Here is a 26405-nt window from a genome sequence, read left to right on the forward strand (position 1 = left end):
GGAACATCAGGAAATTGTTATCACAGCCCGGTCAGATGTAAAACCCGCTGCCAGTTTCCCCATGCCAGTTTCTCTGTCAGTGTCTGATCATAGCCCGCTTCCTGAAAAGCGGCGAGCAATCGCGGCAATCCGCTGACATCGCCCAGCGCAGCAGGTGGGGTAATCCCGTCGAAATCAGAGCCAAAGGCTACATGGTCGCTGCCCATTATCTTCAACAAGTGATCACAATGCTTAACAATTTCTGTTAATGGCGTGTCAGCGTCGCGTTTACCGTCGGCGCGCAGAAAAGCGTTGCCGAAATTAATGCCGACCAGACCGCCGCTGTCGCGGATTGCCACCAGTTGGTCATCCGTCAGATTACGCGGCTGCGGACAGAGAGCATGCGCGTTGGAGTGGCTGGCGACCAGCGGCGCGCTGGAGAGCCGGGCGGTGTCCCAAAAGGCTTTTGCATTCATATGCGACACGTCAATCATCATCTTCAGGTCACTCGCCTGCTGAATCAGCCTCTCTCCGGCGCGGGTCAGGCCTGGCCCGGTGTCGGGCGAGCCGGGAAAGGTGCCGCTGACGCCTTCACCAAAGCGGCTGGCCAGATTCCAGAAAGGCCCGATGCTGCGCACCCCCGCCTGCCAGAAGGCGTGCAGCTGCTTGCCCTCCTCATCCAGCGCATCAGCACCTTCGATGTGTGCCACCATCGCCAGTACACCTGCGGCGCGGCAGGCGGCGATCTCGTCATGGCTGCGGCAGAGTCGTGCCCGCCCGCCTGATGCATCGGCCAGCTGCTGCAGGATCTCAAGCTGTTGCCACATGATCTGAAGCGGTTGAAACGGCTCGTCGGCACGTGCCGGAACGGTGCGGGCAATGTACTCCTGCGGAGGCACAAAGATCGCAAACAACCCACCGCCGAGCCCGCCCTGCTGAATGCGCGGAAAATCGAGGTGGCCCCGTTCAATCCCCTGATAAAACGCCTGCGCGGGCGCATCGCGATGATGCAGCCAGAGGTTAAGCAACAGATCGTTGTGACCGTCAAAAATCAGCATAAGAGTCCACCCGAATAAACAGGCGACCATGCTAACCCTGCCCGGCGGATTCACCAAACCAGAGCGCACGCAGGGCCACGCAGGTCATGCTGGTCATGCTGGTCATGCTGGGTATTGTCACTTTTGCGCGTCAGGTTGTCAGCCCTGCGCGCGCGGACCCGGAGGCGTGTCGGCAGACTGGTAAAAAAACCACAGGAGACTCTTATGCTGACCCGAGCCGCTGATAAATATCGTCCCTCCCCGCTGATCACCCTGCCCGATCGCCAGTGGCCCTCACGCCAGCTGACCCAGGCGCCACGCTGGCTTTCCACCGATTTGCGTGACGGCAATCAGGCACTGGCAGAACCGATGGATCGGGAACGCAAAATGGCCTTCTGGGATCTGCTGCTGCGCTGCGGGTTTCGGGAGATCGAGGTCGCCTTTCCCTCTGCGTCGCAGACGGATTTCGATTTCGTCCGCGACCTGATTGAGCAGCAGCGTATCCCGGAGGATGTGACGTTACAGGTGCTGACCCAGGCGCGGGAGGACCTGATTGCCCGCACGTTTGTGGCGCTGCAGTTTGTGCCACGCGCCATCGTGCATCTCTATAACGCCACCGCGCCGCTGTTTCGCGAGCGGGTATTTAAGCAGAGCAAAGCGGAAATCGTGGCGCTGGCCACCGCTGGTGCACGGCAGATCCGCGCCGAATGCGAGGCGCAGCCGGAAACCTACTGGACATTTGAATATTCGCCAGAGACCTTCTGCTTTACCGAGCCAGAGTTTGTGCTGGAGATCTGCGAGGCGGTAGCCGATGTCTGGCAACCGGACGCGCAGCGCCCGATGATCATTAACCTTCCCGCCACGGTGGAGGTGAATACCCCCAACGTTTATGCCGATCAGATTGAGTTTTTCTGCCGTCACTTCAGCCGCCGTGATGCCGTCTGCATCAGCGTGCATCCGCACAACGATCGCGGCACCGGCGTCGCCTGCGCAGAACTGGCGCTGCTGGCGGGCGCTGACCGGGTCGAGGGCTGTCTGTTTGGTAACGGTGAACGCACCGGCAATGTGGACCTGGTGACGCTGGCGCTGAATCTCTATACCCAGGGCGTTTCGCCCCAGCTCGATTTCAGCCAGATGCATGAGGTAATTGAAGTGGTAACCCGCTGCAACCAGCTGCCGGTTCATCCGCGCCATCCCTATGCGGGCGAGCTGGTCTTCACCGCCTTCTCTGGTTCTCATCAGGATGCAATTAAAAAAGGGTTTGCCATCCGCGCCGAACAGCAGGAAACAGAGTGGCAGATGCCTTACCTGCCGCTGGACCCGGCCGACATTGGCTGTAGCTATGAGGCGGTGATCCGCGTTAACAGCCAGTCGGGAAAAAGCGGGGCCGCCTGGCTGCTGGAGCAGAATCACGGGTTACAAATGCCGCGAGCGCTGCAGCAGGATTTCAGCCGCTGTGTTCAGCAGGAGACTGACCGGCACGGCGGAGAGATGACGCACTACGCGCTGTGGCAGCTCTTCTGCCGCCAGTATGGCGTCACGCAGCCCGCGGTGGCATTACAGCGGGCTGACAGCCAGAGTGACAGTGGCGGGCAGACGCAGATTAGCGCCAGCGTGGTGTATCAGACGCAATCGCTGACGCTGACCGGCAGCGGCAACGGCTGGCTGTCGGCGGCGGTCAATGCCCTGCGCAGCGCGTTTGATCTGCATCTGACCATTGAGGACTATCACGAGCATACGCTGGGACGACGCAGTGACAGCCGCTCGGTGGCCTATATCAGCTGCGTGGATGCCCGTGGCGCGCGAGCCTGGGGAGTGAGTATCGACAATGACACCGCCCGCGCCGCCCTGCAGGCGCTGCTCAGCGCGGCAGGCCAGTTTCTGCAGGCGGAAAATAGTCAGTCGGAGAGACGCCCAGCAGACGACGAAACATCGCACTAAACGCGCTGGGGCTTTCATAGCCCAGTTCCAGCGCCACCCGCAGCACGGAGTCGCCCTGAGCCAGTCGCGTCAGGGCGATAGCCAGTCGGGCGCGCCGCACCCAGTCGCTGAACTGCAGGCCGGTTTCGCGCATAAAATGGCGGGCCAGAGTGCGGCCCGAGACATTCAGGTGGGCGCTGGCGCGCAGCAGCGTCCAGCTCTCACCGGGCGTCTGCTGAATCAGCTCGCACAGCGCCTGTAAACGGGGGCTGTCGGGCGTCGGCAGCGCAAAGGGCAGCACGTCCATGCCGCGGATTTCATCCAGAATCAACTCCATCACCCGCTCGGCCCGACTGCCTGCGGCGTAACGCTCTGGCAGGCTCAGCGCCGTGACAATCAGTTCGCGCAGCAGCGGTGAGATTTGCACCACCTGACAACTGGCGGGCAGATCGGCGCGCGCCAGCGGATCGATAAACAGCGTGCGCGCCGCCACACTGCCGGTAATCTGCAGCGCATGACGGGTAAATGCGGGCAGCCAGACGCCGCGACTCGGCGGCACAATCCAGCTGCCATACTCCGTCTCTACCCGTACCACGCCGCTCAGGGTGTGGATCAGCTGGGCACAGGCGTGCTGGTGCCAGGGTTCGCTGGCACCGTGCAGATAATCGTGCGCCAGCGGCACCAGCGGACGCGTGCTGAAGTCAAAATGCTGCTGACTCATTGCGCCTTCAGGTAGCGGTAGATCACCGCCAGATCCTCTTCACCGTGTCCGGCCTCCACCGCCTGCTGCCAGAGCTGGGCGATATTCTCCAGCGCCGGCAGTGGCGTCTCTGCGGCATCCAGCGCCAGGCGGGCATCTTTCAGCGCCCAGACCAGATGCATCTGCGGCGTGAAGTCGTCGCTGGCGATCATCCCGAGCTTCATTTTCGCATACGGTGCGGCCAGCGGACCGCCCTCCAGCACCTGCCAGAGATCGTCGGTGGAAAAGCCGAACTGCTCTGCCAGCCGGGTACTCTCCGCCAGGCTTTGCATCATGCCAATCAGCCAGCTGTTGATCACCAGCTTCATCCGGGTGCTTTTTCCCGCCTCACCCAGCCACTGGGTGCCTTTACTGATGGCAGCAAACACCGCTTCTGCGGCCTGCGCCCGGCTCTGATCGCCGCTGGCCAGCACCAGAATCTGCGCATTCTCTGCTGGCGCTTTGGTGCCGGAGACCGGCGCATCGATCAGTAACAAATCGGGGCGTTTTTCTGCGAAAAAGGCGATCAGCGCGTCGGTTTTTTCTACGCCGATGGTGCCCATCTGGCAGAGCGTCGCGCCCTGCTTAAACGCCTCTTTGACCTGATGCAGCACCTGCTCAGTGGTGTCGCCATCAGACAGCATGGCGATCACGACATCTGCTTCACGCACCGCCTCGGCTGGCGAGTCAGCCAGCTGCAAACCCGCATCCAGCAGATCTTCGCCGCGCGCGCGGGTGCGGTTCCAGCCATGAACGTGAAAGCCTTTTTTCAGCAGGTTTGCGGCAAATGCGTGCCCCATTGCGCCTAATCCCAGAACCGCCACTTCAGGATGTTTCATGCTGACTCCCGTGAGTTTTTTTGTCTGCATCCGGGTGAATCGGACGCCATATCACTGCAAAAGATGGATTCCAGCCTGGCGGTAAACAGAGAAAAAATCCAGCCCGAAATGATGTACCCCAGCGCATCAAACCCTTACCATATGCGGAAATTGTTCCACCTGGTTCATATCCTCTCTTTTTTCAGGCCACATATAATGAAAATAATCTCTCTGCGCCAGGCGACGCTGTTGATGTTGCCTGCCATTTTGCCACTGCCGCTGCTGGCGGCGGATAATGACAATAACCTGGTCGTCACGGCTGCACCGCCGGAAACGGGCCTTAACGAACTTGATACGCCTGCGGCCCTGAGCGTGGTCAGTGGTGACGATATGCGCCAGGCAGCGCCGCGCGTTAACCTGTCGGAAAACCTCAGCAGCGTGCCGGGTCTGCAGATCCAGAACAGGCAAAATTACGCACAGGACCTGCAGCTGTCGATGCGTGGCTTTGGCTCCCGCTCAACCTACGGCGTACGCGGGCTGCGCATCTATGTGGATGGCATCCCGGCCACCATGCCGGATGGTCAGGCGCAGACCTCCAATATCGATATCGGCTCGATTGATCATGTTGAGGTACTGCGCGGCCCGTTCTCTGCGCTGTATGGCAACGCTTCGGGTGGCGTAATCAATGTCACTACCCAACAAGGACAACAGCCGACCACGCTTGAAGCCAGCAGCTGGTATGGCAGTTACGGCAGCTGGCGAAACAGCGTCAAAGCCAGCGGCGCGACCGGTGACGGCAGCCATGCCGGAGATGTTAACTACACAGTTTCCGCCTCACGCTTCACCACTCACGGCTATCGTGATCACAGCGCTGCGCAGAAAAACCTTGGCAACGCCCGACTGGGCGTGCGTATTGATGATGTCAGCACCCTGACGCTGCTGTTTAACAGCGTTCACATTGACGCGCAGGATCCCGGCGGCTTAACCGAGGCGCAGTGGCGTGAGAATCCACGTCAGGTGGTCAGCAACGTCCCGCTTTATAACACCCGTAAGACTGTCGATCAGACTCAGGGCGGCCTGCGTTATCAGCGCCAGATGAGTGAAAATGACGACCTCAGCGTGATGCTCTATGCGGGCATGCGCGAAACTACCCAGTTCCAGTCGATCCCCGCAGCCGTGCAGCGCAACCCGTCTCATCCCGGTGGCGTGATCGCCCTGACCCGCCACTATCAGGGCGTCGATACCCGCTGGACCCATCGCGACACGCTGCTGTCTATTCCGGTGGCGCTGACCGGCGGACTCGACTACGAAACCATGACCGAGCGCCGCAAGGGCTATGAAAACTTCACGGTCAGCAACGGGGTGACGCAACTGGGCGAACAGGGCAATCTTCGCCGCAACGAGCGCAACCTGATGTGGACGCTCGATCCCTATCTGCAGACCGCCTGGCAACTGACCGATAAGCTGTCGCTGGATGCGGGTGTGCGGTTCAGCACCGTTAACTTTGACTCTAATGACTTCTATATTCAGCCCGGTAACGGCGACGACAGCGGTGATGCGCGCTATCACAAATGGCTGCCCGCTGCGGCACTGAAGTATGCCTTTGACCCAGGCTGGAACGCGTGGATCTCCGCCGGTCGCGGCTTTGAAACCCCGACCATTAATGAGCTCTCTTACCGTTCAGACGGCGCGACCGGTCTGAATCTGGGGCTGAAACCGGCCACCAGCGATACGCTGGAGATTGGCAGCAAGAAACGCATCGGCAATGGCCTGATCAGCGCGGCGTTGTTCCAGACCGATACCCAGGATGAGATTGTGGCGGATGCCAGCAGTGGCGGACGCACTACCTATAAAAATGCCGGTCAGACCCGCCGTCGCGGTCTGGAGTTAAGCCTGGATCAGCAGTTTGCCTGGGACTGGCGGCTGAAGATGGCCTACACCCTGCTGGATGCGCGCTATCGCAGCAACGCCTGCGGCAGCGACAGCTGTGACGGCAACCGCATTCCCGGCATCGCCCGTAACATGGCTTACGCCGGACTTGGTTACCTGCCTGAACAGGGCTTTTATGCAGGCAGTGAGGTGCGTTATCTGAGCCAGATCGCCGCTGAAGATCAGAACAGCGTGAACACCCCGTCCTACACCGTGGCAGCGGTTAACAGTGGCTATAAGTGGCTGGTTGAGAACTGGACACTGGATCTGTTTGGCCGGGTCGATAACCTGTTTGACCGGCACTATGTGGGTTCAGTGATTGTGAATGAGAGTAATGGTCGCTATTTCGAATCCGCGCCGGGCCGCAATTACAGCGTCGGTTTAACGCTGGGTTACGCCTTCCGATAAATTATAACGGGTAACCTCATTATGTTCTCACGTCTTATCCGTGGATGGGGTGATAAACCCGAGAAACAATACCCGGCGCTAACCGGCATGTTAAGAGTATTTTTAAGCTGCCACCATGACGACTTTGGCAATACCCTCGAAGAAATGCTTCAGAGCTATATTGATCATGACATGCCTGTTATCGAAGCGCGGAATGAAATAAACATCCTGCTTCAGAATGAGGATGATGATTTGAATGTCATTATGTCAGCAATTGCTGATGAAGAGTTTCGTCCGGCCCCCTGGGGAGAAACATGGCGCAGTTTTTTGATAAGAGCTATGTCTGCCCTCAACGGGCCACCGTCGCGGTGGCCCGACGCTTAACGTCACACGCCAATCAGGCGCGTGAATTCAGCTGCGCCTTAATATCCTCACAGCTGCCGGTTTCACCCAGGCGCGGGAAGATCAGGTTCACGCTATTGTTGTGCGTGTCGAGGTTGAGATCGGTCATCGCATCGGTCGCCAGCGTGACGTTGTAACCCAGCTCATACGCCTGTCGTGCGGTGGATTCCACGCCGATACTGGTCGCGATACCACAAATAACTACCTGAGTAATGCCGCGCTTTTGCAGCTCATCGTGCAACGCCGTGGCGTGAAACGCACCCCAGGTTTTCTTGGTGACCGTAAGGTCATTTTGCTGTGGGGTCATCGCCGGAACCAGCGTGGCCCAGTCGGCGGGCAATTCGCCGCTGTGACGTGCCTGCTCATTGCGGCCCGGCGCCCCACCAGCCACGTTAACCAGCACAACCGGCAGATCGTGCGCGCGAAACGCCTCAGCCAGTCCGGCACAGCGTTCGATCACCGGCTGCGGTTCATGAACCAGCGGCAGCGCCACAATGCCATGTTGCAGGTCGATAACAATCAGCGCAGTTTTTGCATCCAGTGTGGTTACAGCCATGTTGAATCCTCAGATTTAATAGTCAGTGAGTCGTTGCAGCAGAGGGAGAACGTCGGTCAGTTGCTGCTGTTCTGCCGGACTCAGTCGCGCTTCCAGCGTCCGGACCAGCCAGTCATCGCGCATCGCGCGACTCGACGTAATCACCGCCAGGCTGGACGTCGTGGGAAGATAGCGGGTTTTACGGCCATCATGGGGATCCGGCTCGCCCGTCACCAGTTCTGCCGCCAGTAACCCGGCGACGGTCGCGCCCATTGACTGGGTGCGTACGCCCTCGGCCGCCGCCAGTTGCGTCACCGTCATCGCTCCATCGCGAACCAGATGACCCAGCACCGCGACCTGCGACCAGGTTAATTCGCCAGGCGGTGCTGACTCGCGCAACCGGCGGCCCAGCTTGCCCACCAGCATGCGCAGCATTGCAGCGGATTCAGTCAGATCGCTCATTACACGTCTCCATCGATAAGCGAAAGTATAAAGATACGAAGGTAAACTGTGTAGTTTGCTCAGGTATCAATTTGTAACGTCCGGGCGCTGCAGATAATGGATCAGACTGTGGAAGCGCAGCGGCGTGCTGAGCGGGTTCCGGTAGCTGTGCAGCACATCGGCCCTGAACTGGAATGCCTCCCCGGCGAGCAGACGTCGCCAGAGGTCACCGACGCCCAGCAATAGTTCGCCCTCGATGACCACCACCTGCTCCACACAGCCCGCTTCATGGGGCGAAGAATGACTCTGCGCCCCCGCTGCCAGCTCCACCGCCAGCAGATCAAAACGCAGTTGCGGATCGTAAGGCAGCAGCGACCGTACCGACATGTCGGCATTGGGCTGACTGAATCCTGGCGCGGCGCCTGAAGGCAACACGCTGCCGTCGATAAAAAAGGAAAAGGGAACGTTGAAACCGGTGGCAATCTTCCACAGCGTCGCCACGGTGGGACTCGATTCGCCGCGCTCAATCTGGCCCAGCATCGCTTTACTGACGCCGGTTCGCTCCGCCGTCAGCGTCAGGCTCCAGCCATTGGCCTGCCGCAACTGTCTGAGCGCGCTGCTCAGGTGTTGCTGAAAATCCGCCATTTTTTCTCCTGCTTTCTCGTCATCCTGGTGAGTGACGTTATGGCAATAGTGTAACACTTGTGCGTTATAGCGCATCATGCGACCATGTGCGCTATAACGCACAACCTCATAAAGAGTCTGACCATGACGAGAGCGGAACCTCCCCGTTTTACCCTGCCGATGCTGGTTTCCGGCTTCGTGGCTGTGCTGGTGGGCTACAGCAGCAGTGGCGCGATTATCTATCAGATGTTTCAGGCGGCGGGCGCCACGCCCGCGCAGATTGGCGGCTGGCTGTCGGTGCTGGGCATTGCGCAGGGGATCGCCTCGCTGGGCCTGTCACTGCGCTACCGCATGCCGGTGCTGGCTGCCTGGTCAACGCCCGGCGCCGCGCTGCTGGCGACCAGTTTTCACGGCGTTTCGCTGAATGAGGCGGTAGGCGTCTTTGTTTTCGCCAACCTGCTGATCGTATTGTGCGGCGTCACCGGCCTGTTTGCCCGGCTGATGAACTACATTCCCGCTTCACTGGCAGCGGCGATGCTGGCAGGTATTCTGCTGCGCTTCGGGCTGCAGACCTTTGCCGATTTGCAAAGTAACTTTGTACTGTGCGGCAGCATGTGCCTGGCCTGGCTGCTGGCCCGCCGCTGGCTGGCCCGCTATGCAATTCTGGTCACGCTGCTGGTGGGTGTTGCCGTCGCGCTGGCACAGCACGCCATTCACTTTCCGCCGCAGCCGATTAGGCTGACAATGCCGGAAGTCGTGATGCCGCACTTTACGCTCACCACGCTGCTGGGGATCGGCGTGCCCTATTTCCTGGTGACGATGGCGTCACAGAACGCCCCCGGCATCGCCACGCTACAGGCGCACGGCTACCGTCCGCCCGTCTCTTCACTGATGAGCTGGACCGGATTAATTGCGCTGCTGCTGTCGCCATTAGGGGGTTTTTCGGTCTGCGTGGCGGCGATTACGGCGGCCATCTGCATGAGCGATGAGGTCGACCCAAATCCTCAGCAGCGCTGGCGCGCGGCGGCGCTGGCGGGGATCTTCTATCTGCTGGCGGGCGCGTCCGGTGCGCTGATCGCCGTGCTGTTCAGTGCCCTGCCTGTGGTACTGATTGAGGCGCTGGCGGGTCTGGCACTCCTTGCCACGCTGGGTGGCAGCCTCCACCGCGCACTGGATCTGCCTGCCGAACGCGACAGCGCGCTGATCACCTTTCTGATCACCGCATCCGGCGTTTCGCTGCTGGGCATTGGTCCGGCCTTCTGGGGACTGGCGGGCGGCGTCATCGCCCACCTGCTGCTGGTGCGCAAATCCGGCTGATTGCGTCATACTCTCTGAAATAGCGGTGGTTTTTCCGTCAGCCGGTGAAAAAAACAGTGGATTTACCCCCTTTTTCTGCCGTTTGATTTGTCATTGCCCCGCGTAAAATCAACCTAATCGTCGATAACACGCGATTTTCTGCCTCAGACAACGACCGATAAGGGCCCAACAGGTGGCAAAAACTTTTCTGCGCAGCGGTAATTTAGATGCAGTTCTGGCGTTAGGTGAAAATGGCCAGCCGGTCTACGCCTCAGCACTGCAAATTCGTGAAACCCTGCGCCTGCGCCGTCAGAGCGCACTGGCAGATTGCCTGGCCATTCCTCAGGCCAATGAACGGGGCGATCGCCTCGACTGGTATGCCCCTTTTAGCGGCCGGGTGAAATCCTGGCTGGGTGCCAGCGATCATGAACGTCGCGCGGCGCTGCAACAGCTCACCGCCTGTCAGCAGGATATGCAGGATCTCAGTACGCGCGCGCGCGCGGCAGAGAATCCATCAATGCGGCTGTTTGGTGCGCTGCTGAGCAAAACCCTGCAATTCCCCGACCAGCAGTATGTCTATCTGGTTGATGGCAAACCGGTCATCACCTTCTGGGGCTTTGTCGATGCCCAGGCGCGCAGCCGCGATGACGCGCTGGCCTGCCTGCGTGACACGCTGGAAGAGAACCTGCCGGTGGCGCTGGTTGAACCGCTGCCTGAGCTGCCTGCCGCGCCGGTCATCGCTGAACCAGAGATAATCGCTGAGCCCGAACCTGAACCTGAATCTGTGGCTGAACCGCTGCCGGTTGCGGCACCCGTTGAAGCTCAGCCGGCGACGCCTGTAGCGGCTCGCCGCCGTTTCCGCGTCTGGTATCTGTTACCGCCGGTGGCGATTGCTGCCGCCGTGACGGTGGCCGTGTTGCTGCATCGTTCAGAGCCCGTAAAAACACCGGTTGCCACCGCGAAGCCAGCGTCAGCCCCGGCGACGGTACCCACTCCGGCTCCTGCTGCGACTCCGGCACCGGTGGCGGCGACACCGTCTGTCACGCCACCTGCCGAGCAGGCAGCACCGGAAAAACTCCCTGAATCGCAGCCGCAGAAACCGGCCAACACCACCACCGATACCGCACCGGCAACCTCATCTGCTACCCTTGCCACAACGGTGACGGCGCCGGTTCCGGCCAAACCCGATGACCTGATCGTGACGCCGGATGCGGTGCGCGATGGCCAGGTACGGGTGATTGATGGCCGCTGGCGTGTCACTATCGACCAGATGCCGACGCCAACCGGTAAGCCTCCGGTGATGCGCTTCCAGTTTAAAAACGGCAAAGGCAGCGTGCAGATCGCCCAGGGCAATACCACCTGTAAAGCGGATGTCAGCGCGGCCATGACCAGCGCCGGTAACCTGGTGATTGAAAGCCGCTACACGGCGAAGTGCCAGAACAGTTCGCGCTACCGTATGCCGCTGCTGGTCTGCCATGCGAGTATCGGCGCCGCAGTATGTGAAGCGCAGTATGCTGATGACCGGGTCTTCCCGATGACGATTAAGCGTGAGAGTAAATAACGATGCTGGCTCCCCTGATCGATGACAAACAAAAAATTTCGCTGATTGAAAACAGCGGCGTGCAGTTTCTGGATTTCGGCCTGCAACTCTCAGATACCCCGGCGCGCCGCCAGTTTGTGCGCCAGACCGCCAACGGCCCGCTGCTGCGCCTGAACGTCGATGGCAACAGCGGTAAGTTCCTGCTCTATCCGGAAGATGGCGGCGCTGCGGAAGTGGTGCGCCCGGAGTCTGATATCGCGCTGGCGGACTCGCTCTCTCTGCTGTCAGCCTGCTGGCTGCCGCTGCCGATGCTGCGCTGTGCCAGCGGACGTCGTTTTATCGGCGGTCCTGAAAACTGGGCGCGGATGCGTCTGGTTGCGCTGCCCGCGCCCGATGCAGCGGGCAATACCCATCGCGTCAGCCTGGCCTTTGATACCCGCTGCGTAGCGGAACAGGATGGCGGTGAACAGCTCGGCCTCAGCCCGGCTGATGCACAGAACGGTGTGACCTTTGCGCTCGCCTGGCACAACTACGAGCTGGGTGATTTTCTTGACCTGACCTGGGTTGACGGCTGGCTGCGCGAATCCTTTACCGACCGCGTCTCCGATCGCCGCGAACAGGCGATTAATCAGGCGCTGCGCGAGTTTGAGTATCAGGCGCACTACCTCAATCTGCTGGAGCTGCTGGGCGAACAGCTCGACCTCAGCGAGGTCCATATTCAGGCCGCCACGCTGCAGACCCCGGCGGTCAACGTCGATATCATTCTGGATGTCGGTAACTCCCATACCTGCGGCATTCTGGTGGAAGATCACCCGGAAGAGAGCAACGGCCTGAAGCAGACCTATGAGCTGCAGTTGCGCGATCTGTCGCAGCCGCATCAGGTTTACAACGAGCTGTTTGATAGCCGTCTGGAGTTTGCCGAGACCCGTTTTGGCAAAGCGAATTTCTCGCTGGAGAGCGGTCGTGAGCAGGCCTTTATGTGGCCTTCTCTGACGCGCGTCGGCCGTGAAGCGAGCCGTCTGGCCCTGCAGCGTGTGGGACTGGAAGGCAGCACCGGCCTCTCCAGCCCGCGCCGTTATCTGTGGGATGAGGCGCGCTATCAGCCAGGCTGGCGTTTTAACACGCCCGGCGAGCAGGCTGAACCGCTGGCCTATGCCGCACCCTTTACCACCCTGCTCAACGACGAAGGCCAGCCGCTCTCGACGCTGGCACCGGACGATCGTCTGCCGGTCTTTTCTCCGCACTACAGCCGCAGTTCGCTGATGACCTTTATGCTGTGTGAGCTGCTGGCTCAGGCGCTGATGCAGATGAACAGCGCGGCACAGCGTCAGCGGATGCCGCAGAGCCACGCGCCGCGTCAGCTGCGCCATGTGATCCTGACGCTGCCGTCAGCGATGCCGAAGCCGGAGCGTGAAATTTTCCGCCGCCGGATGCAGGAGGCGCTGGCGCTGGTCTGGAAAGCGGAAGGCTGGCTGGCTGACGAAGATGACCTTTCACCAGCACTGCCACGTCAGAACCCGAAACCGCTGCCGGATGTGCAGATGGAGTGGGATGAAGCGACCTGTGGTCAGATGGTCTGGCTGTTTAATGAAACCCAGGTCAACTTTGCCGGTCGCGCCGAAGACTTTTTCAGCAGCATGGCCCGTCCGGATCGCCCGCGCGATGCTGACGAACTGCCAGGCAAGAGCCTGCGCATCGCCTCGATTGATATCGGCGGCGGCACTACTGACCTCGCCATCACCCAGTATCGTCTGGATGATGGTCAGGGCAACAACGTCAAAATCACGCCGCGACTGCTGTTCCGCGAAGGCTTTAAAGTCGCGGGCGACGATATCCTGCTGGATGTGATTCAGCTGTGGATTTTACCGGCGCTGCAGCAGCATCTGCAGAAAGCGGGCCTGACGCTGGCGGAACCGCTGATGAACAAGCTGTTTGGTCACGACAGCCGCATGGACGGTCAGGCCACGCTGCGTCAGCAGATCACCTTACAACTGTTTATTCCTCTGGCGCAGGCGGTACTGGAACGCTACGAAAACTGGGATCCGCTGGAGAGCCACGCGGAGATCAACGCACTGTTTGGCGAGCTGGTCGATCAGCCGCCGGGCGAAGCGGTACTGGCCTTCGTCAACGGCGAGATTCAGCGCGAGCTGGGCGGTAACAGCCGCTTTGACCTGCTGCAGGTACCGCTGGTGGTGAGCCTGTCACAGCTGCACGGTGAATTTATGCAGCACCGGATGGCGATTATCCCGGCGCTGCGTTCAATGTGTGAAGTGGTGTCGCTCTATCAGTGTGACGTGCTGCTGCTGACCGGTCGCCCGTCGCGCTTCCCGGGCATTCAGGCGCTGGTGCGTCATCTGCAACCGCTGCCGGGCAGCCGTATACTGTCGCTGGAAGGCTATCACACCAGCGACTGGTATCCGTTTAACAAACATGGCCGCATCGACAACCCGAAATCGACCGCGGCGGTCGGCGCGATGCTCTGCCTGCTGGCGCTGGATCTGCGCCTCAGCAGCTTCTGGTTCCGCGCAGGCGATTTTGAACCCTACTCGACGATTCGCTATCTTGGCATGCTCGACGAAAACCAGGCGCTGACGGACGAGAACCTCTGCTACAGCGAAATTGACCTCGACGATCCCGGCTATGTGCTGGATAAAAAGCGCAGTTTCCGTATTCGCGGCAACGTCTGTCTCGGCTTCCGCCAGCTTGATAACGATCGCTGGCCCGCCTCGCCGCTCTATAGCCTGACGCTGAACGACGCCACCCTGGCGCGTAAAGTGGCCGGTGAGAGCGTGCTGCGCATCCGGCTGGCGGTAAAAGCCGGACCCGACGCGTCCGGCCCGGAAAGTCTGGTGCTGAGCGATGCCCGCCTGGATGATGGCACCCGCGTGCCGCTGGAGCAGTTGAGTCTTAAGCTGAATACCCTGTCGGCGACCGGCAATGCCAATGCGCAATACTGGATTGACAGCGGGAGCGTGTGTAAACGATGAAAGCCCTGAAACCCCGTCAGCCGCAAACGCTGGCAAAACGTCTTGGCCTGTTGCAGGACGCCCTGAATAACAGTCTGGCCTGGATTGAGAGCAGCCGTGAGCAGTCGCCGCGTCTGGCGCTGGAAGCAGAAACCCTGACGCTGCAACTGCGCCAGGCGCGCGTGCAGACTCAGGCGCTGGCGCAGCAGGTGGCGCGTCCGGTGACGCTGGCGCTGTTTGGCCAGTCGCAGGCGGGTAAGGCCTGGCTGCTGAACGAAATGGTGGCCGATGCACAGGGCCAGTTAGTGACCCGCATGGGTGATAAACTGCTGAACTGGTTTCAGCATATCAATCCCGGCAACCTCGATTTTGCTACCGCCACCCGTTTCAGCCATCAGCGCGAGCCACTTTCAAACGAGTGGCCGGTTGAACTGACGCTGCTGAGTGAAGCGGAGATCGTACGGCTGATGGTCGCCTGTGCCGGCGCGACAACGCCCGACACCGCACAGATCGACAGCGCACTGCAGCGCCTGCAGCGTCATCGCCTCGCCACGCCGCTGGCGGGTCTGGAAGGCGATGCGCTGGTGACACTCTGGTCCTGGTGCCGTCGCCGTGCGCACCACGATGCGCGGCTTGATCGTCATTTCTGGCCGCAGGCGGTTGAGCTGGCCCCCTGGCTCAGCGTTGACGACCGGGTACAGCTTTTTTCACTGCTGTGGCCGGGTCAGCCTGAACTGAATGAGATGCTGCGCACCCTGCTGCATCTGCGTCACCAGCTGCGTAACAGCAGCCGGGTGCTCGCCCCGCTGAGCCTGCTGACCGACACATCACTGCTGCCGGCCGAGCAGCTGATTGTTCCGGCCAGTGAGCAGGATCAGCAGCAGCTGGTGGAAGTCTGCCCGCTGAATGGTAACCGCATCGGTAAGGCGCAGAACGTGCCGCTGGGATTACTGGCGCTGCTGACGCTGGAAGTGCTGGTCCCGCTAAGTTCCACACCGCGAACCGCGCTCTATGATGATGCCGATATGCTGGAACTGCCCGCGCCAGGCCAGTCCGGTGACGCGGCAACCCAGGAAGATCGTCAGCGCCTGCAGCAGCAGGATCCGCTGCGTGCCCAACTGCTGGAACAGAAACGTGCCCTGCTGCCCGGTTTTTACGCCGCGCGTCAGGCAATCGATCTGCTGCTGGTCTGTACCGCAGCCAGCCAGCGTCAGGATGCCGACCTCGCCAGCGAAACGCTGCGCGAATGGCAGCGTCAGCAGCCCGCACAGGAATCTGCAGAGAAACCGCGCCTGATCTGGGCGATTACCCCTTTCGATGCCCGCCATCAGCAGGTCAATGTGGATGAAGCGGTGCAGCGTCAGATGGGACAGCCCGGTCAGCACTGGGGATCGATGCTGGCACTGGATCGCGCGGGCGTCGACCGCATGGCGAGCTGGTTGCAGGATGAGATGCAGCCGGAAGCCCGCCGCGACATGCTGCTGGCTCAGCTGGCGCAGATTCAGCACACTGTGGTGGAGCGGCGTTTATTGCCCTGGACCGAAGCGGGTGCCAGCCCGGAACAGGCGGCACGCAAACAGAATATCGCCGATACGCTACTGAAGTGTTTACAGCATCGGACCGGCCTGCATGGCGAGCTGCTGGAACGTCTGCAGCCGCCGCGTGAGGCGCTGCGTCAGCTGTGGCTCAATCAGTCCGCCTTACAAGGCAGCAAACCGGCCAGTATTCAGGCACCGGAAAATCAGTTTGGCATCGGGTTTGAATTTGACCTGTTCAGTGAGAGCCCGGCTGAAGCGCCGGTTCAGCCGCGTCAGAGTCTGCAGAGCGCGCAGCACTATCCGCGTCAGGTGCTGCTGCTGTGGCTGGATCATCTGCGGCAGCTGCCGGAAAACCGCAGCCTGCTGGCGTTGCTGAACGTGGATAAGCCAACGATGGAGTGGCTGGTTGAAGAGCTGATCACGGCCGGATTCCGCACCGATATCGCGCAAAAGCTGCAGCAGGCGCTGCATGAGCCCGATACGCAGAGCGTCAGCCATGAATCACGCGCGGATCGTCAGGTGACGCGGGCAATGACGGTGCTGGGGGATTTTGTGGCCTGGCTCGGCTTTTTACAGCGTCCTGAAAATGAACGCCCTGCCAGCCGCGTTAACCGGGGTCAGGTGATTTTCTCGCGGCCTCCGGCTCCCAGCGTCAGCTTCAGTTCCGGTCAGCGTCTGACCAGACTCTCTGCCGCCCCGGCCAACCACACGGCCTACTATATCTACGACTGGCTGGTGGGGCTGAACCAGGTCATCATTGAGAACAATGGTTACACTGGCGGCGGCGATCTGCCACTGGCAGCACGCGAAGCGCTGGTTGCGCTGCTCAAGCCGCTACGCGCTTAATCAATGATCAGGCGCAGTTCGCCCTCCAGCGACTGCGCCGCCTCTTCCAGCAGCGCCAGCACCGGCGCTAAATCGGCCTGATGCGCGGCATAGTGCTGCAACCACATTGTCGCAGGCAGCGCCATCCCGCCCGTCAGCCAGTCCCATAACGCATCCAGATTATGTCCGAAGGTCTGCGGACAGCCGCTCTGCTCAGCAAACTGCTGATAAAACGCCGCGCGCGTGGTGAGCTGACGCAGGTCAAAGGTCAGATTAAGCATGATCAGGGCACCTGCCTGAAACTGCGGTAGTGATCGGTGGAGAGAAACACCAGCCCGTCTGAGGAGTAGACCAGGCGATCGGCGTCGCGATGCCCGCAGCGATAATTCACATCCGCTTCATACCACTGACGGCCCGCACGCGCGGGCAGACGCTTTTCACGGTTCGTAAAGCGATCGCCGCCAATGGCTCTGCCTGGCAACACGTCACACAGGTTGCCTTTGGCCGGATTCCAGCCACGCTTGCGCGCGTCGTTTTTGGTGAGGTAGTAGTCTGGCAGTTGCTGATGCTGCAGCACCCAGCGCGCCACGGTATGGGCGTCAGTCAGGGTGGCGATATCCGCCTGGGCAGGGGCTGAAACGGAATTAAGATAGGGTTTAAGGCCGTAGAAACAGGCCGCGAGGACGAGAAAAAGTCCAATCCAGAGTTTTTTTGACATGATGGCATCCGTGACGACAGGACGCAGATGATACCAGTTTTGCGCGCAGAGAAAAGCGCGGGCCAGACAAGCTGGCCCTGGCGAGGTTATGCTGCGTGCGAATCCCCGCTGTGCCGACGCCATGCACCCGGCGCGACGCCATACTGGCGTTTGAAGCTGCGGTTAAAGGATTGCTGGGAGTCGAAACCTAACGAGATAGCTACATTGAGAATCGGTTCATCAGTGCTGGTCAGGCGGTCGGCTGATTTCTTCAGCTTCTTAACCCGGATGTATTCACCCAGTGGATAACCGGTGTGCTCTTTAAACATGCGCTGCAGGTGCCATTTGGAGTAGCCCGCGCGCTCTGAAACGGTATCCAGATCCAGACGTGCTTCGATGTTGTTATCAATCCAGTCGATTAAATCGTGAATAAAAGCATCACTCATCATTCCAGTCTCTCCTGTCGCCGTGGCGAAAAGTATTAGTATCAGTTGCAGTTACACTTAAGGGTGGCTGACTATGCCATTTAATGCAAGTTTTATTAGTACATTAAATGCCGCACTATCTGTGGGGTTTTAGCTAAGTTGTTCAGGCTTTCATCGCCCTGCCCTAAACCGCACATAAAGTGTATCTGTTATTCTTGCAGTTGCCAGCCACGCAAGCCTACACTCACCGCGATTAATTGCAATCTTAAAAGTTGCAAATATTGGCCTGCAGGCTGCCTGTTTATATCTATCGCGGAATAACAACAATGATTACGAACCGGGTTCGTCAGGGTTTAACCCTCTTAGGGATGGTACTGCTCATCACGCAACTGAGCGGCTGCGATAAAGGTGTGGCGCAAAACGCCGCTCCCCCGCCGCCTGAAGTGAGTGCCGCACCCGTGCTGATCAAACCGGTCAGTCAATGGGACAATTTCAATGGCCGGGTTGAAGCGGTGCAGAGCGTGCAGTTGCGTCCGCGCGTCTCTGGCTACATTGATGCCGTTAACTATCGTGAAGGCGATGAGGTCAGAAAAGGTCAGGTACTGTTTACCATTGATGACCGGAGTTACCGCGCGGCGCTGGAGCAGGCCAAAGCGGAACTGGCCCGGGCGCGCAGTCAGGCGAGTCTGGCCCGCAGCGAATCGGGCCGCAGCGAGAAGCTGATCGGCACGCAGGCGATTTCCCGCGAAGCGTGGGAGCAGCGTCGTTCTGCCGCCAGTCAGGCGCAGGCGGATGTGCTGGCCGCAGAGGCCGCGGTCGATATGGCGCAGCTGAACCTCGACTTTACCCGCGTCACCGCGCCGATTGATGGCCGCGCCAGCCGGGCGATGATCACCGCCGGTAATCTGGTGACCGCCGGCGACAGCGCCAGTGTGTTAACCACGCTGGTGTCGCAGCAGCAGATGTATGTCTATTTCGATGTCGATGAGAACACCTTCCTGAACTATCAGGCGATGGCGCGTCAGGGCCAGCAGCGCCATGCGCTGCCGGTTGAGATTGCGCTGGTCGGCGAACAGGGTTTCCCGCACCAGGGCAAAATTGACTTTCTGGATAACCAGCTGACCGCCAGCACCGGCACCATTCGTATGCGCGCCCTGCTCGACAATCAACAGCGGCAGTTTACGCCTGGTCTGTTTGCCCGCGTGCGTCTGCCCGGCAGCGCGCAGTTCGAGGCGGTGCTGATCGATGATAAGGCGGTATTGACCGACCAGGATCGCAAATATGTCTACGTGGTGGATGGCGAAGGTAAAGCGCAGCGGCGCGATATCCAGCCTGGCGCGATGGTGGATGGTTTGCGCATCGTTAAATCGGGTCTGCAATCCGGCGACAAGGTCATCATCGCCGGTCTGCAAAAAGTATTTATGCCCGGCATGCCGGTCACTGCTCAGCCGGTCGCCATGCGTGCGGCAGCCGCTCAATAATCCGAGGCCGCTATGGACTTTTCCCGCTTTTTTATCGACCGGCCCATTTTTGCTGCGGTGCTGTCGATCCTGATTTTTGTGACCGGGGTGATTGCCATCCCGCTGCTGCCAGTCAGTGAATATCCCGACGTGGTGCCACCCAGCGTACAGGTGCGCGCCGAATATCCAGGCGCTAACCCGAAAGTGATTGCGGATTCCGTGGCGACGCCGCTGGAAGAGGCAATCAACGGCGTCGAAAACATGATGTACATGAAGTCAGTGGCCGGTTCTGACGGCGTGCTGGTGACCACCGTCACCTTCCGTCCAGGCACCGATCCTGATCAGGCGCAGGTGCAGGTGCAGAACCGCGTAGCGCAGGCGGAAGCCCGTCTGCCGGAAGATGTGCGTCGGCTGGGGATCACCACCCAGAAGATGTCGCCGACCCTGACGCTGGTCGTCCACATGTTCTCACCGAACAATACCTACGATTCGCTCTACCTGCGTAACTACGCCACCCTCAAGGTGAAAGATGAGCTGGCCCGCCTGCAGGGTGTCGGTCAGATTCAGATTTTCGGCGCAGGCGAGTATGCGATGCGCGTCTGGCTTGATCCCAATAAAGTGGCGGCGCGTGGTCTGACCGCCTCTGACGTGGTAACGGCGATGCAGGAGCAGAACGTGCAGGTCTCTGCCGGTCAGCTGGGTGCCGAGCCGCTGAAAAAACAGAGCGATTTTCTGCTGTCAATCAACACCCAGGGACGACTGGAGAGCGAGCAGCAGTTTGGCGATATCATCCTGAAAACCTCGGAAGATGGTTCGCTGGTGCGGCTGCGCGATGTGGCGCGGATTGAGATGGGCTCGGGCAGCTATGCGCTGCGCTCGCAGCTGAATAACAAAGATGCGGTCGGTATCGGCATCTTCCAGGCGCCTGGCGCCAACGCCATCGACCTCTCCAATGCGGTTCGCGCCAAAATGGATGAGCTGGCGACCCGCTTCCCCAACGACGTGAAATGGGCCGCGCCTTACGATCCGACGGTGTTTGTCCGCGACTCGATTAAAGCCGTGGTGCAGACTCTGCTGGAAGCGGTCATTCTGGTCGTGCTCGTGGTGATTCTGTTCCTGCAGACCTGGCGCGCCTCCATCATCCCCCTGCTGGCGGTGCCGGTTTCGATAGTTGGTACCTTTAGCGTGCTCTATCTGCTTGGCTTCTCGCTGAATACGCTGAGCCTGTTCGGGCTGGTGCTGGCGATTGGTATCGTGGTGGATGACGCCATTGTGGTGGTGGAGAACGTCGAACGTAACATTGAGATGGGGCTGTCGCCGCGCGCCGCTGCGCATCAGGCGATGCGTGAGGTCTCCGGGCCGATCATCGCCATTGCGCTGGTGCTGTGCGCGGTGTTTGTGCCGATGGCGTTTCTCTCTGGCGTCACTGGGCAGTTCTACAAGCAGTTCGCCACTACCATCGCCATCTCTACAGTGATCTCTGCCATTAACTCGCTGACGCTCTCGCCTGCGCTGGCGGCGATGCTGCTAAAAGATCATCACGCGCCGAAAGACCGGCTGACGCGGATCATTGATGCGCTGTTTGGCTGGCTATTCAGGCCGTTTAACCGCTTCTTCCAGCGCAGTGCCCATGGTTATGAATCGCTGGTGGGCCGTACGCTGCGTCGCCGTGGCGCCGTGTTTGGCGTCTATATTCTGCTGCTGGCGGGTGCCGGATTTATGTTCCACACCGTGCCGGGTGGATTTATTCCGACGCAGGATAAGCTCTACCTGATTGGTGGCGTGAAGATGCCGGAAGGTTCCTCTCTGGCGCGCACGGATGAAGTGATTCGTAAGATGAGCGAAATCGGTATGCAGACCGAAGGCGTCGCCTATGCGGTCGCGTTCCCTGGCCTGAATGCATTGCAGTTCACCAATACGCCGAACAGCGGCACGGTGTTCTTCGGTCTGAAGCCGTTTAATGAGCGCAAACATACGGCGGCGGAGATCAACGCTGAGATCAATGCGAAGATCGCTCAAATCCAGCAGGGCTTTGGCTTCTCGATTATGCCACCGCCGATTCTGGGACTGGGCCAGGGCTCGGGCTATTCGCTCTATGTGCAGGACCGCGCGGGTCTGGGTTATGGCGCACTGCAGACGGCGATTAATACGCTGTCGGGCAGCATCATGCAGACGCCAGGGATGCACTTCCCCATCTCCTCTTATCAAGCCAACGTTCCGCAGCTTGATGTGAAGGTAGACCGGGATAAAGCCAAAGCGCAGGGAGTATCGCTGACCGCGCTGTTCAGCACGCTCCAGACCTATCTCGGCTCGTCTTATGTGAATGACTTTAACCGCTTTGGCCGCACCTGGCGGGTGATGGCGCAGGCTGACGGGGATTTCCGCGACAGCATCGAAGATATCGCTAACCTGCGTACCCGAAACGATCGCGGTGAGATGGTGCCAATTGGCAGCATGGTCAACATTACCACCACCTACGGTCCCGACCCGGTGATCCGCTATAACGGCTATCCGGCGGCGGATTTGATTGGTGATGCCGACCCACGCGTGCTCTCCTCGGCGCAGGCGATGAGTCAGCTCGAAGCGATGTCCGGTCAGCTATTGCCAAACGGCATGAACATCGAGTGGACCGATCTGAGTTATCAGCAGTCAACGCAGGGCAATACCGCGCTGATTGTCTTCCCGATGGCCGTGTTGCTGGCGTTCCTGGTGCTGGCCGCGCTGTATGAGAGCTGGACGCTGCCGCTGGCGGTGATCCTGATTGTGCCGATGACCATGCTCTCTGCGCTGTTTGGCGTCTGGCTGACTGGCGGTGACAACAACGTCTTCGTGCAGGTCGGACTGGTGGTGCTGATGGGGCTGGCCTGTAAGAACGCGATTCTGATCGTCGAGTTTGCGCGGGAGCTGGAGATTCAGGGCAAAGGGATTGTGGAAGCGGCGCTGGAAGCGTGTCGCCTGCGTCTTCGTCCGATTGTAATGACCTCCATCGCCTTTATCGCCGGTACAATACCGTTGATTCTGGGTGAAGGCGCGGGTGCAGAGGTGCGCGGCGTTACCGGTATTACGGTCTTCTCCGGCATGCTCGGCGTGACGCTGTTCGGCCTGTTCCTGACGCCGGTGTTCTATGTGGCCCTGCGCAAGCTGGTGACGCGCCGGTCAGGTAGTGCATCGTCCGTGACGGCGTAAACCGTAAAAGTTAAAAGGGGGCGATCATAGGATCGCCCCCTTTTTTTGCCTGTGATTCACTGATTTCAGCAGACCCCGTCTTGCAGGCTAGCGCCGCTTCAATCTTTCATTCAGCGTTTCTCTGAATCATTATTCATCTTTGATCTTCAGCGTTCTGCTTATCTGGATATCAGGAATGAATTTTCCAAATAATAAATTGATTAATAATATAAAATTTAAAATTCATACCACATACATCGGTACTCTTCAGTGAAAGCGAACCTGGTCCTGACACGTCTTACGCTCCCTCTCCTCATCTGCTATTCACTAAGCCAAAACTCCACTCACAGTCATTAACCGTATGACCCGTTAATCCTTTAAGTTAAAGTCTGGCACTTAAATGACTTTTTATCTTTTCCAAAAAAGTCCGTACTGTTTCTCCCCAGGGTTCAGGATAGAACTCTCCCTGACTGATGGATTCAAACGCCTCTGTAAGTGCTTGATCATTTAAGGACAGTAAATACTCTGCTTCCTGACAGACCTTTGCTGCTGTTTTTGGGTTCTCAGTTTCTAAATAACTGTCCAGTACTTCTTCTACCGTTTCCCCAAAAAGATCATAATCCTGACCAAAAAAAACCCGAATAAGCGTTCCAGTATTTTTATAACTTTTATTCATTGATAGCCTCAGAAAGAAGGATATGAAGTCAGAAGATAATAGGGTTTGCCGTTAAACACTTTACGGTGCAAAACAATCCTGACAGCATACGCTTCCAGACGAGTTGTACTGCCTTGCCTGAAACCATAACCGACTACGGTTCGGGACTGCCAGCTTAATTCCAGTATGCTTTCGCTTTTGGCGGCAGCCCAATAGATGATCTTCCAGCGGTTCGCTTTCAAACCGGCGCTTATGAATCGCTCTGCCTGCTCAATATTAACAAATGAACTTGCAAGCGGCGTTTTAGGACTTCGCGCAAGACGCGCGAGCAAATCCGCTTCGGAAATATTTACATGCTTAGCAATAGTATGTCCGCCAGCCTTAATACCTTTAACGGCTTCATGCTCAGCCAGCTTTAACTTACCGAAGCGTACAGAGGCGACACGTGCCGCTCCGGCAGCAAAGGCAAAGGCCGTCGGAACAGAAATATCGACCATTAAACCTATATTCATTGCGCTCTTATTATCGGCGCCAAGCTTTTTAGCCGTCGCTGTGGCCAACTGGAAAGTTGCTGTACGCGTATTTCTTCCTGTAAGTACCTGATTAGCCGCAGCATGAATGCTATCCAGACTATGTACGCCAACGACAACGCATGCCGCTTTTGTCAGTCCGGATGGATCTGGCGCTATGCACAGCGCGGTTGCTCCGGTTAATTCAAGTGTCCCTAATGCAAGATTCAACCCACCGTATAAGCGGTTACTGAGTGATTCACCTTCAGTAACCGTTTCATCCGAGAGAGCAGCAGTGAGCTGAACCGGGGACATCATGATTTTTATATCATCATCCATAATGAAGCCTCATGTGAGCAGTAGATACGTGGCTAAATAGTCTCTTCTTTTCAGATTTTAGATCCACTAAAAACCAGAAAATAGATTTTACATGAATGTGTTCACCTGTCATTTCAGAAAACGAAAAAAACATTAATGTTGTTAAGGATGCTGAATTTTCAAATGTTTATCAGGTTCAGCGTGATAACCGACCCCAGGAAAGTGAGTTATTGGCTTATGGCAGATTTGAGGCAGGAAGTTACTGACCAGCAGGCATAAAAAAAGCCGCTAATCAGCGGCTCTTTTTGCAGAGATCATCAATCTCTTCGGGTTCAGGTTCCGGCACGGCGGTGCAGTTGCTGGTGTCGCGTTTCTTCAGTTCGTTCAGTGCGTCTGCCACGGTGCGTTTTGCCAGCACATCCAGCGACGCCTGCTCGGCTTCATCGGCTATCGACTTGAAGTACCAGCAGAGGTTGGCACTGACCAGACAGCGTGGCGCGACGTCGGGACGCGCGGCCCAGATTTTTTTGTCTTCGATCACTGAGACATAGATATCCCGCAGAGTAATTTCCGCAGCAGGACGGCCCAGATGAATCGAACCGGTACGGCCCAGCGTGGAGACGATAATGCCGTCACGGGTCAGCGGGACCATTAATTTTCGTATGAAACTGGGATTCGCTTCCAGCCCGTAGGCCAGAATCGCGCTGGTAGAGCGTTTTCCCATTTGCTCCGCCATCGCTACGCTCAGAACCATTTGCAAAGCTGTCGGGAAGCGGTAATCAAGCATTTCTTTATCCTGAGTTGCGGTGCATCTTATTGTTTTATTGCCGCATAAGTGAACAATCAATGAGCAATAAATATAACAAACACTGTTGCTTTTTTGAAGCAAACCGGCGGTGACAAGGCACGTATTCACCAAAGCCTGAGGCCCGATAGCACAAGGTGCTTAGCCTGCTAACGGCCCTCTTCCTGCGGAGCAAGGAGAACCGTTCCGTTATGCCGTGGTGGCCGCTGTCGCCGGTAATCGCTGCTTCAGCGCAATAACCAGTACCACGTTAAAGATTGCCAGGGCGCAAAGCAACCACAGCGTCGCCGATGCTCCCATCTTTTCAAACACATATCCACCTATCAGCGGCGTCAGTGCCTGCCCCATCAACGCCGGGCGGGCCATTTTACCCACCACAATCGCATAGGACTCTGGTTTGACCATCGCCAGCGGTAAAGTTCCCCGCACGATGGCACGTAAGCCATTTCCTGCGCCATACAACACCATGCTCAGCAACGCCATCTGCGGAAACAGTGCCAGCAACAGCAAGCCCAGTGCCACCAGTCCAACGGAAAAAAAGGTGGTACGGATGGGATGACTGCGTTTAAAGGCGATATCGACGAGTCGGGATCCCACCTGACACGGGCCAAGTACGGCGCTGATCGCCAGCGCCGAGGTCAGCGTATGACCACTCGCCTGCAACAAGGCGATAAGCTGCACGGAAATAGCTGTCATGATCACGGACGCCAGAGTGAAAATGGCACACAGCAGCCAGAACAGCGCAGGCGCAATCTCCGCCGTGCCAGGCTGTGGACTCAGTTTTTTCACAGGCCGCTTAGCATGGCTATCGGGTAAGGCAAACAGATAGGCAGGCAGCACGCAGACGACCATCAGTGCCGCAATTATCAGCGACGCGTTCCGCCAGCCGAATCCGTGAATTAACAACGCTGTTCCCGGCCAGACCAGCGTGGTGCAGAAGCCAGATATCAGGGTGATACCGGTGATCGCTGCACGCGCCTGACCGCCATAGCAGGTGCCGAGCGTGGCAAACAGTGCGTCATAAAGTCCCATCGCCATACCGATGCCAATAATTACCCAGGCAAACAGAAACAGCGTCAGAGAGTGGCTATAAGCCATGATCACCAGCCCCACCGCCATCACCATGCCACTCAGCGCCAGCAACAGGCGGCCGCCGGTGCGGGCGATAATCCTGCCAGCCAGCGGTGACAGCAGGCCCGATACCAGAATCCCGGTCGAGAGCGCGCCATAAATCCACTGCTGTGACCAGCCTGTCTCAGCCGCAATCGGATTCGCCATCACCGCCATCAGGTAGAACGACCCGCCCCATGACAGGATCTGCACCCAGCCCAGGGTAATAATGGCGGCGATGCCGGGTTTGTTGTTCTGATTCACAGGCAATCTCCTGGTTAGCAG

General features: G+C 58.6%; 22 protein-coding genes. 9 read left to right on the top strand and 13 right to left on the bottom strand.

All coding sequences use genetic code 11. The features are described 5' to 3' along the window. Window positions 1–20: 20 nt before the first annotated feature. Window positions 21–1037 (bottom strand): dipeptidase, encoded by a 1017-nt coding sequence (locus tag NR201_RS01300; protein WP_191923397.1) that lies wholly within the window; start codon window positions 1035–1037, stop codon window positions 21–23. 204 nt (window positions 1038–1241) lie between these two features. On the opposite strand from NR201_RS01300, the gene leuA reads away from it, so the two are divergent. Continuing rightward, window positions 1242–2957, top strand: a complete 1716-nt coding sequence (gene leuA, locus NR201_RS01305; protein ID WP_256849285.1) for a 2-isopropylmalate synthase — start codon at window positions 1242–1244, stop codon at window positions 2955–2957. Here the strand turns inward: leuA and NR201_RS01310 are convergent. Both NR201_RS01310 and NR201_RS01315 read right to left on the bottom strand, forming a co-directional pair. Then, window positions 2878–3657 carry a helix-turn-helix domain-containing protein gene (locus NR201_RS01310; RefSeq protein ID WP_010245094.1) on the bottom strand — a complete coding sequence of 260 codons (780 nt, stop codon included), beginning with the start codon at window positions 3655–3657 and terminating at the stop codon, window positions 2878–2880. The two genes, leuA and NR201_RS01310, sit on opposite strands and share 80 nt — an antisense overlap. Next, window positions 3654–4544, bottom strand: coding sequence for an NAD(P)-dependent oxidoreductase (locus tag NR201_RS01315; RefSeq protein WP_256849286.1), 891 nt, complete (start codon window positions 4542–4544; stop codon window positions 3654–3656). Before NR201_RS01315 ends, NR201_RS01310 begins: the two co-directional genes overlap by 4 nt. A 165-nt stretch (window positions 4545–4709) precedes the next feature. Here NR201_RS01315 and pqqU point away from each other — a divergent pair, with 165 nt between their 5' ends. Beyond that, window positions 4710–6830 (top strand): TonB-dependent receptor PqqU, encoded by a 2121-nt coding sequence (gene pqqU / locus NR201_RS01320; protein ID WP_256849287.1) that lies wholly within the window; start codon window positions 4710–4712, stop codon window positions 6828–6830. A gap of 21 nt (window positions 6831–6851) precedes the next feature. Continuing rightward, window positions 6852–7193, top strand: a complete 342-nt coding sequence (locus tag NR201_RS01325; RefSeq protein WP_163762970.1) for a contact-dependent growth inhibition system immunity protein — start codon at window positions 6852–6854, stop codon at window positions 7191–7193. Between the two features lie 13 nt (window positions 7194–7206). Here NR201_RS01325 and NR201_RS01330 read toward each other — a convergent pair whose 3' ends face one another. From NR201_RS01330 to NR201_RS01340, 3 genes are all read right to left on the bottom strand, one after another. After that, window positions 7207–7767: an isochorismatase family protein gene (locus tag NR201_RS01330; RefSeq protein WP_010245270.1), complete on the bottom strand. Its 561-nt coding sequence runs from the start codon at window positions 7765–7767 to the stop codon at window positions 7207–7209. Window positions 7768–7782: 15 nt separating this feature from the next. Continuing rightward, window positions 7783–8208, bottom strand: coding sequence for a MarR family winged helix-turn-helix transcriptional regulator (locus tag NR201_RS01335; RefSeq protein ID WP_010245273.1), 426 nt, complete (start codon window positions 8206–8208; stop codon window positions 7783–7785). Between the two features lie 66 nt (window positions 8209–8274). Beyond that, window positions 8275–8832, bottom strand: coding sequence for a helix-turn-helix domain-containing protein (locus NR201_RS01340; protein ID WP_060680161.1), 558 nt, complete (start codon window positions 8830–8832; stop codon window positions 8275–8277). A gap of 84 nt (window positions 8833–8916) precedes the next feature. Here NR201_RS01340 and NR201_RS01345 point away from each other — a divergent pair, with 84 nt between their 5' ends. The 4 genes from NR201_RS01345 (at window position 8917) to NR201_RS01360 (ending at window position 16997) form a co-directional block, all read left to right on the top strand. Beyond that, a complete protein-coding gene (locus NR201_RS01345) occupies window positions 8917–10128 on the top strand; it encodes a benzoate/H(+) symporter BenE family transporter (RefSeq protein ID WP_144340855.1) in 1212 nt (403 codons plus the stop codon). 172 nt (window positions 10129–10300) lie between these two features. Further along, complete coding sequence (locus NR201_RS01350) at window positions 10301–11668, top strand: SrfA family protein (RefSeq protein ID WP_033767166.1); 1368 nt, start codon at window positions 10301–10303, stop codon at window positions 11666–11668. A gap of 2 nt (window positions 11669–11670) precedes the next feature. Next, window positions 11671–14634, top strand: a complete 2964-nt coding sequence (locus tag NR201_RS01355) for a virulence factor SrfB (protein ID WP_256849288.1) — start codon at window positions 11671–11673, stop codon at window positions 14632–14634. Beyond that, entirely contained in the window at window positions 14631–16997 is a 2367-nt protein-coding gene (locus NR201_RS01360; RefSeq protein WP_159226404.1) for a virulence factor SrfC family protein, read from the top strand. Before NR201_RS01355 ends, NR201_RS01360 begins: the two co-directional genes overlap by 4 nt. Here NR201_RS01360 and NR201_RS01365 read toward each other — a convergent pair. The 3 genes from NR201_RS01365 to NR201_RS01375 form a co-directional block, all read right to left on the bottom strand. Then, window positions 16994–17257, bottom strand: a complete 264-nt coding sequence (locus tag NR201_RS01365; protein WP_010670099.1) for a barstar family protein — start codon at window positions 17255–17257, stop codon at window positions 16994–16996. The two genes, NR201_RS01360 and NR201_RS01365, sit on opposite strands and share 4 nt — an antisense overlap. A 2-nt stretch (window positions 17258–17259) precedes the next feature. Beyond that, window positions 17260–17694 carry a ribonuclease domain-containing protein gene (locus NR201_RS01370; protein WP_010670098.1) on the bottom strand — a complete coding sequence of 145 codons (435 nt, stop codon included), beginning with the start codon at window positions 17692–17694 and terminating at the stop codon, window positions 17260–17262. Window positions 17695–17780: 86 nt separating this feature from the next. Beyond that, a complete protein-coding gene (locus NR201_RS01375; protein WP_009090299.1) occupies window positions 17781–18122 on the bottom strand; it encodes a helix-turn-helix domain-containing protein in 342 nt (113 codons plus the stop codon). A gap of 302 nt (window positions 18123–18424) precedes the next feature. On the opposite strand from NR201_RS01375, the gene NR201_RS01380 reads away from it, so the two are divergent. Together NR201_RS01380 and oqxB are read left to right on the top strand one after the other, a co-directional pair. After that, window positions 18425–19579 carry an efflux RND transporter periplasmic adaptor subunit gene (locus NR201_RS01380; RefSeq protein ID WP_010245312.1) on the top strand — a complete coding sequence of 385 codons (1155 nt, stop codon included), beginning with the start codon at window positions 18425–18427 and terminating at the stop codon, window positions 19577–19579. 12 nt (window positions 19580–19591) lie between these two features. Beyond that, window positions 19592–22744, top strand: a complete 3153-nt coding sequence (gene oqxB / locus NR201_RS01385; RefSeq protein WP_256849289.1) for a multidrug efflux RND transporter permease subunit OqxB — start codon at window positions 19592–19594, stop codon at window positions 22742–22744. Between the two features lie 361 nt (window positions 22745–23105). On the opposite strand, the gene NR201_RS01390 is transcribed toward oqxB, so the two are convergent. The 4 genes from NR201_RS01390 to NR201_RS01405 form a co-directional block, all read right to left on the bottom strand. After that, a complete protein-coding gene (locus NR201_RS01390) occupies window positions 23106–23399 on the bottom strand; it encodes a contact-dependent growth inhibition system immunity protein (protein ID WP_010670096.1) in 294 nt (97 codons plus the stop codon). A gap of 8 nt (window positions 23400–23407) precedes the next feature. After that, window positions 23408–24226, bottom strand: a complete 819-nt coding sequence (locus NR201_RS01395; RefSeq protein WP_010670095.1) for an RNase A-like domain-containing protein — start codon at window positions 24224–24226, stop codon at window positions 23408–23410. A gap of 271 nt (window positions 24227–24497) precedes the next feature. Then, a complete protein-coding gene (locus NR201_RS01400) occupies window positions 24498–24992 on the bottom strand; it encodes an Rrf2 family transcriptional regulator (protein ID WP_010245324.1) in 495 nt (164 codons plus the stop codon). Window positions 24993–25199: 207 nt separating this feature from the next. Continuing rightward, on the bottom strand, window positions 25200–26384 hold the full coding sequence (locus tag NR201_RS01405; protein WP_256849290.1) for an MFS transporter: 1185 nt from the start codon (window positions 26382–26384) through the stop codon (window positions 25200–25202). Window positions 26385–26405: the final 21 nt, after the last annotated feature.

This window comes from Pantoea sp. Fr-CA_6 (assembly GCF_024520895.1).
In the GTDB taxonomy this organism is placed as follows: Bacteria; Pseudomonadota; Gammaproteobacteria; order Enterobacterales; family Enterobacteriaceae; genus Pantoea; species Pantoea agglomerans.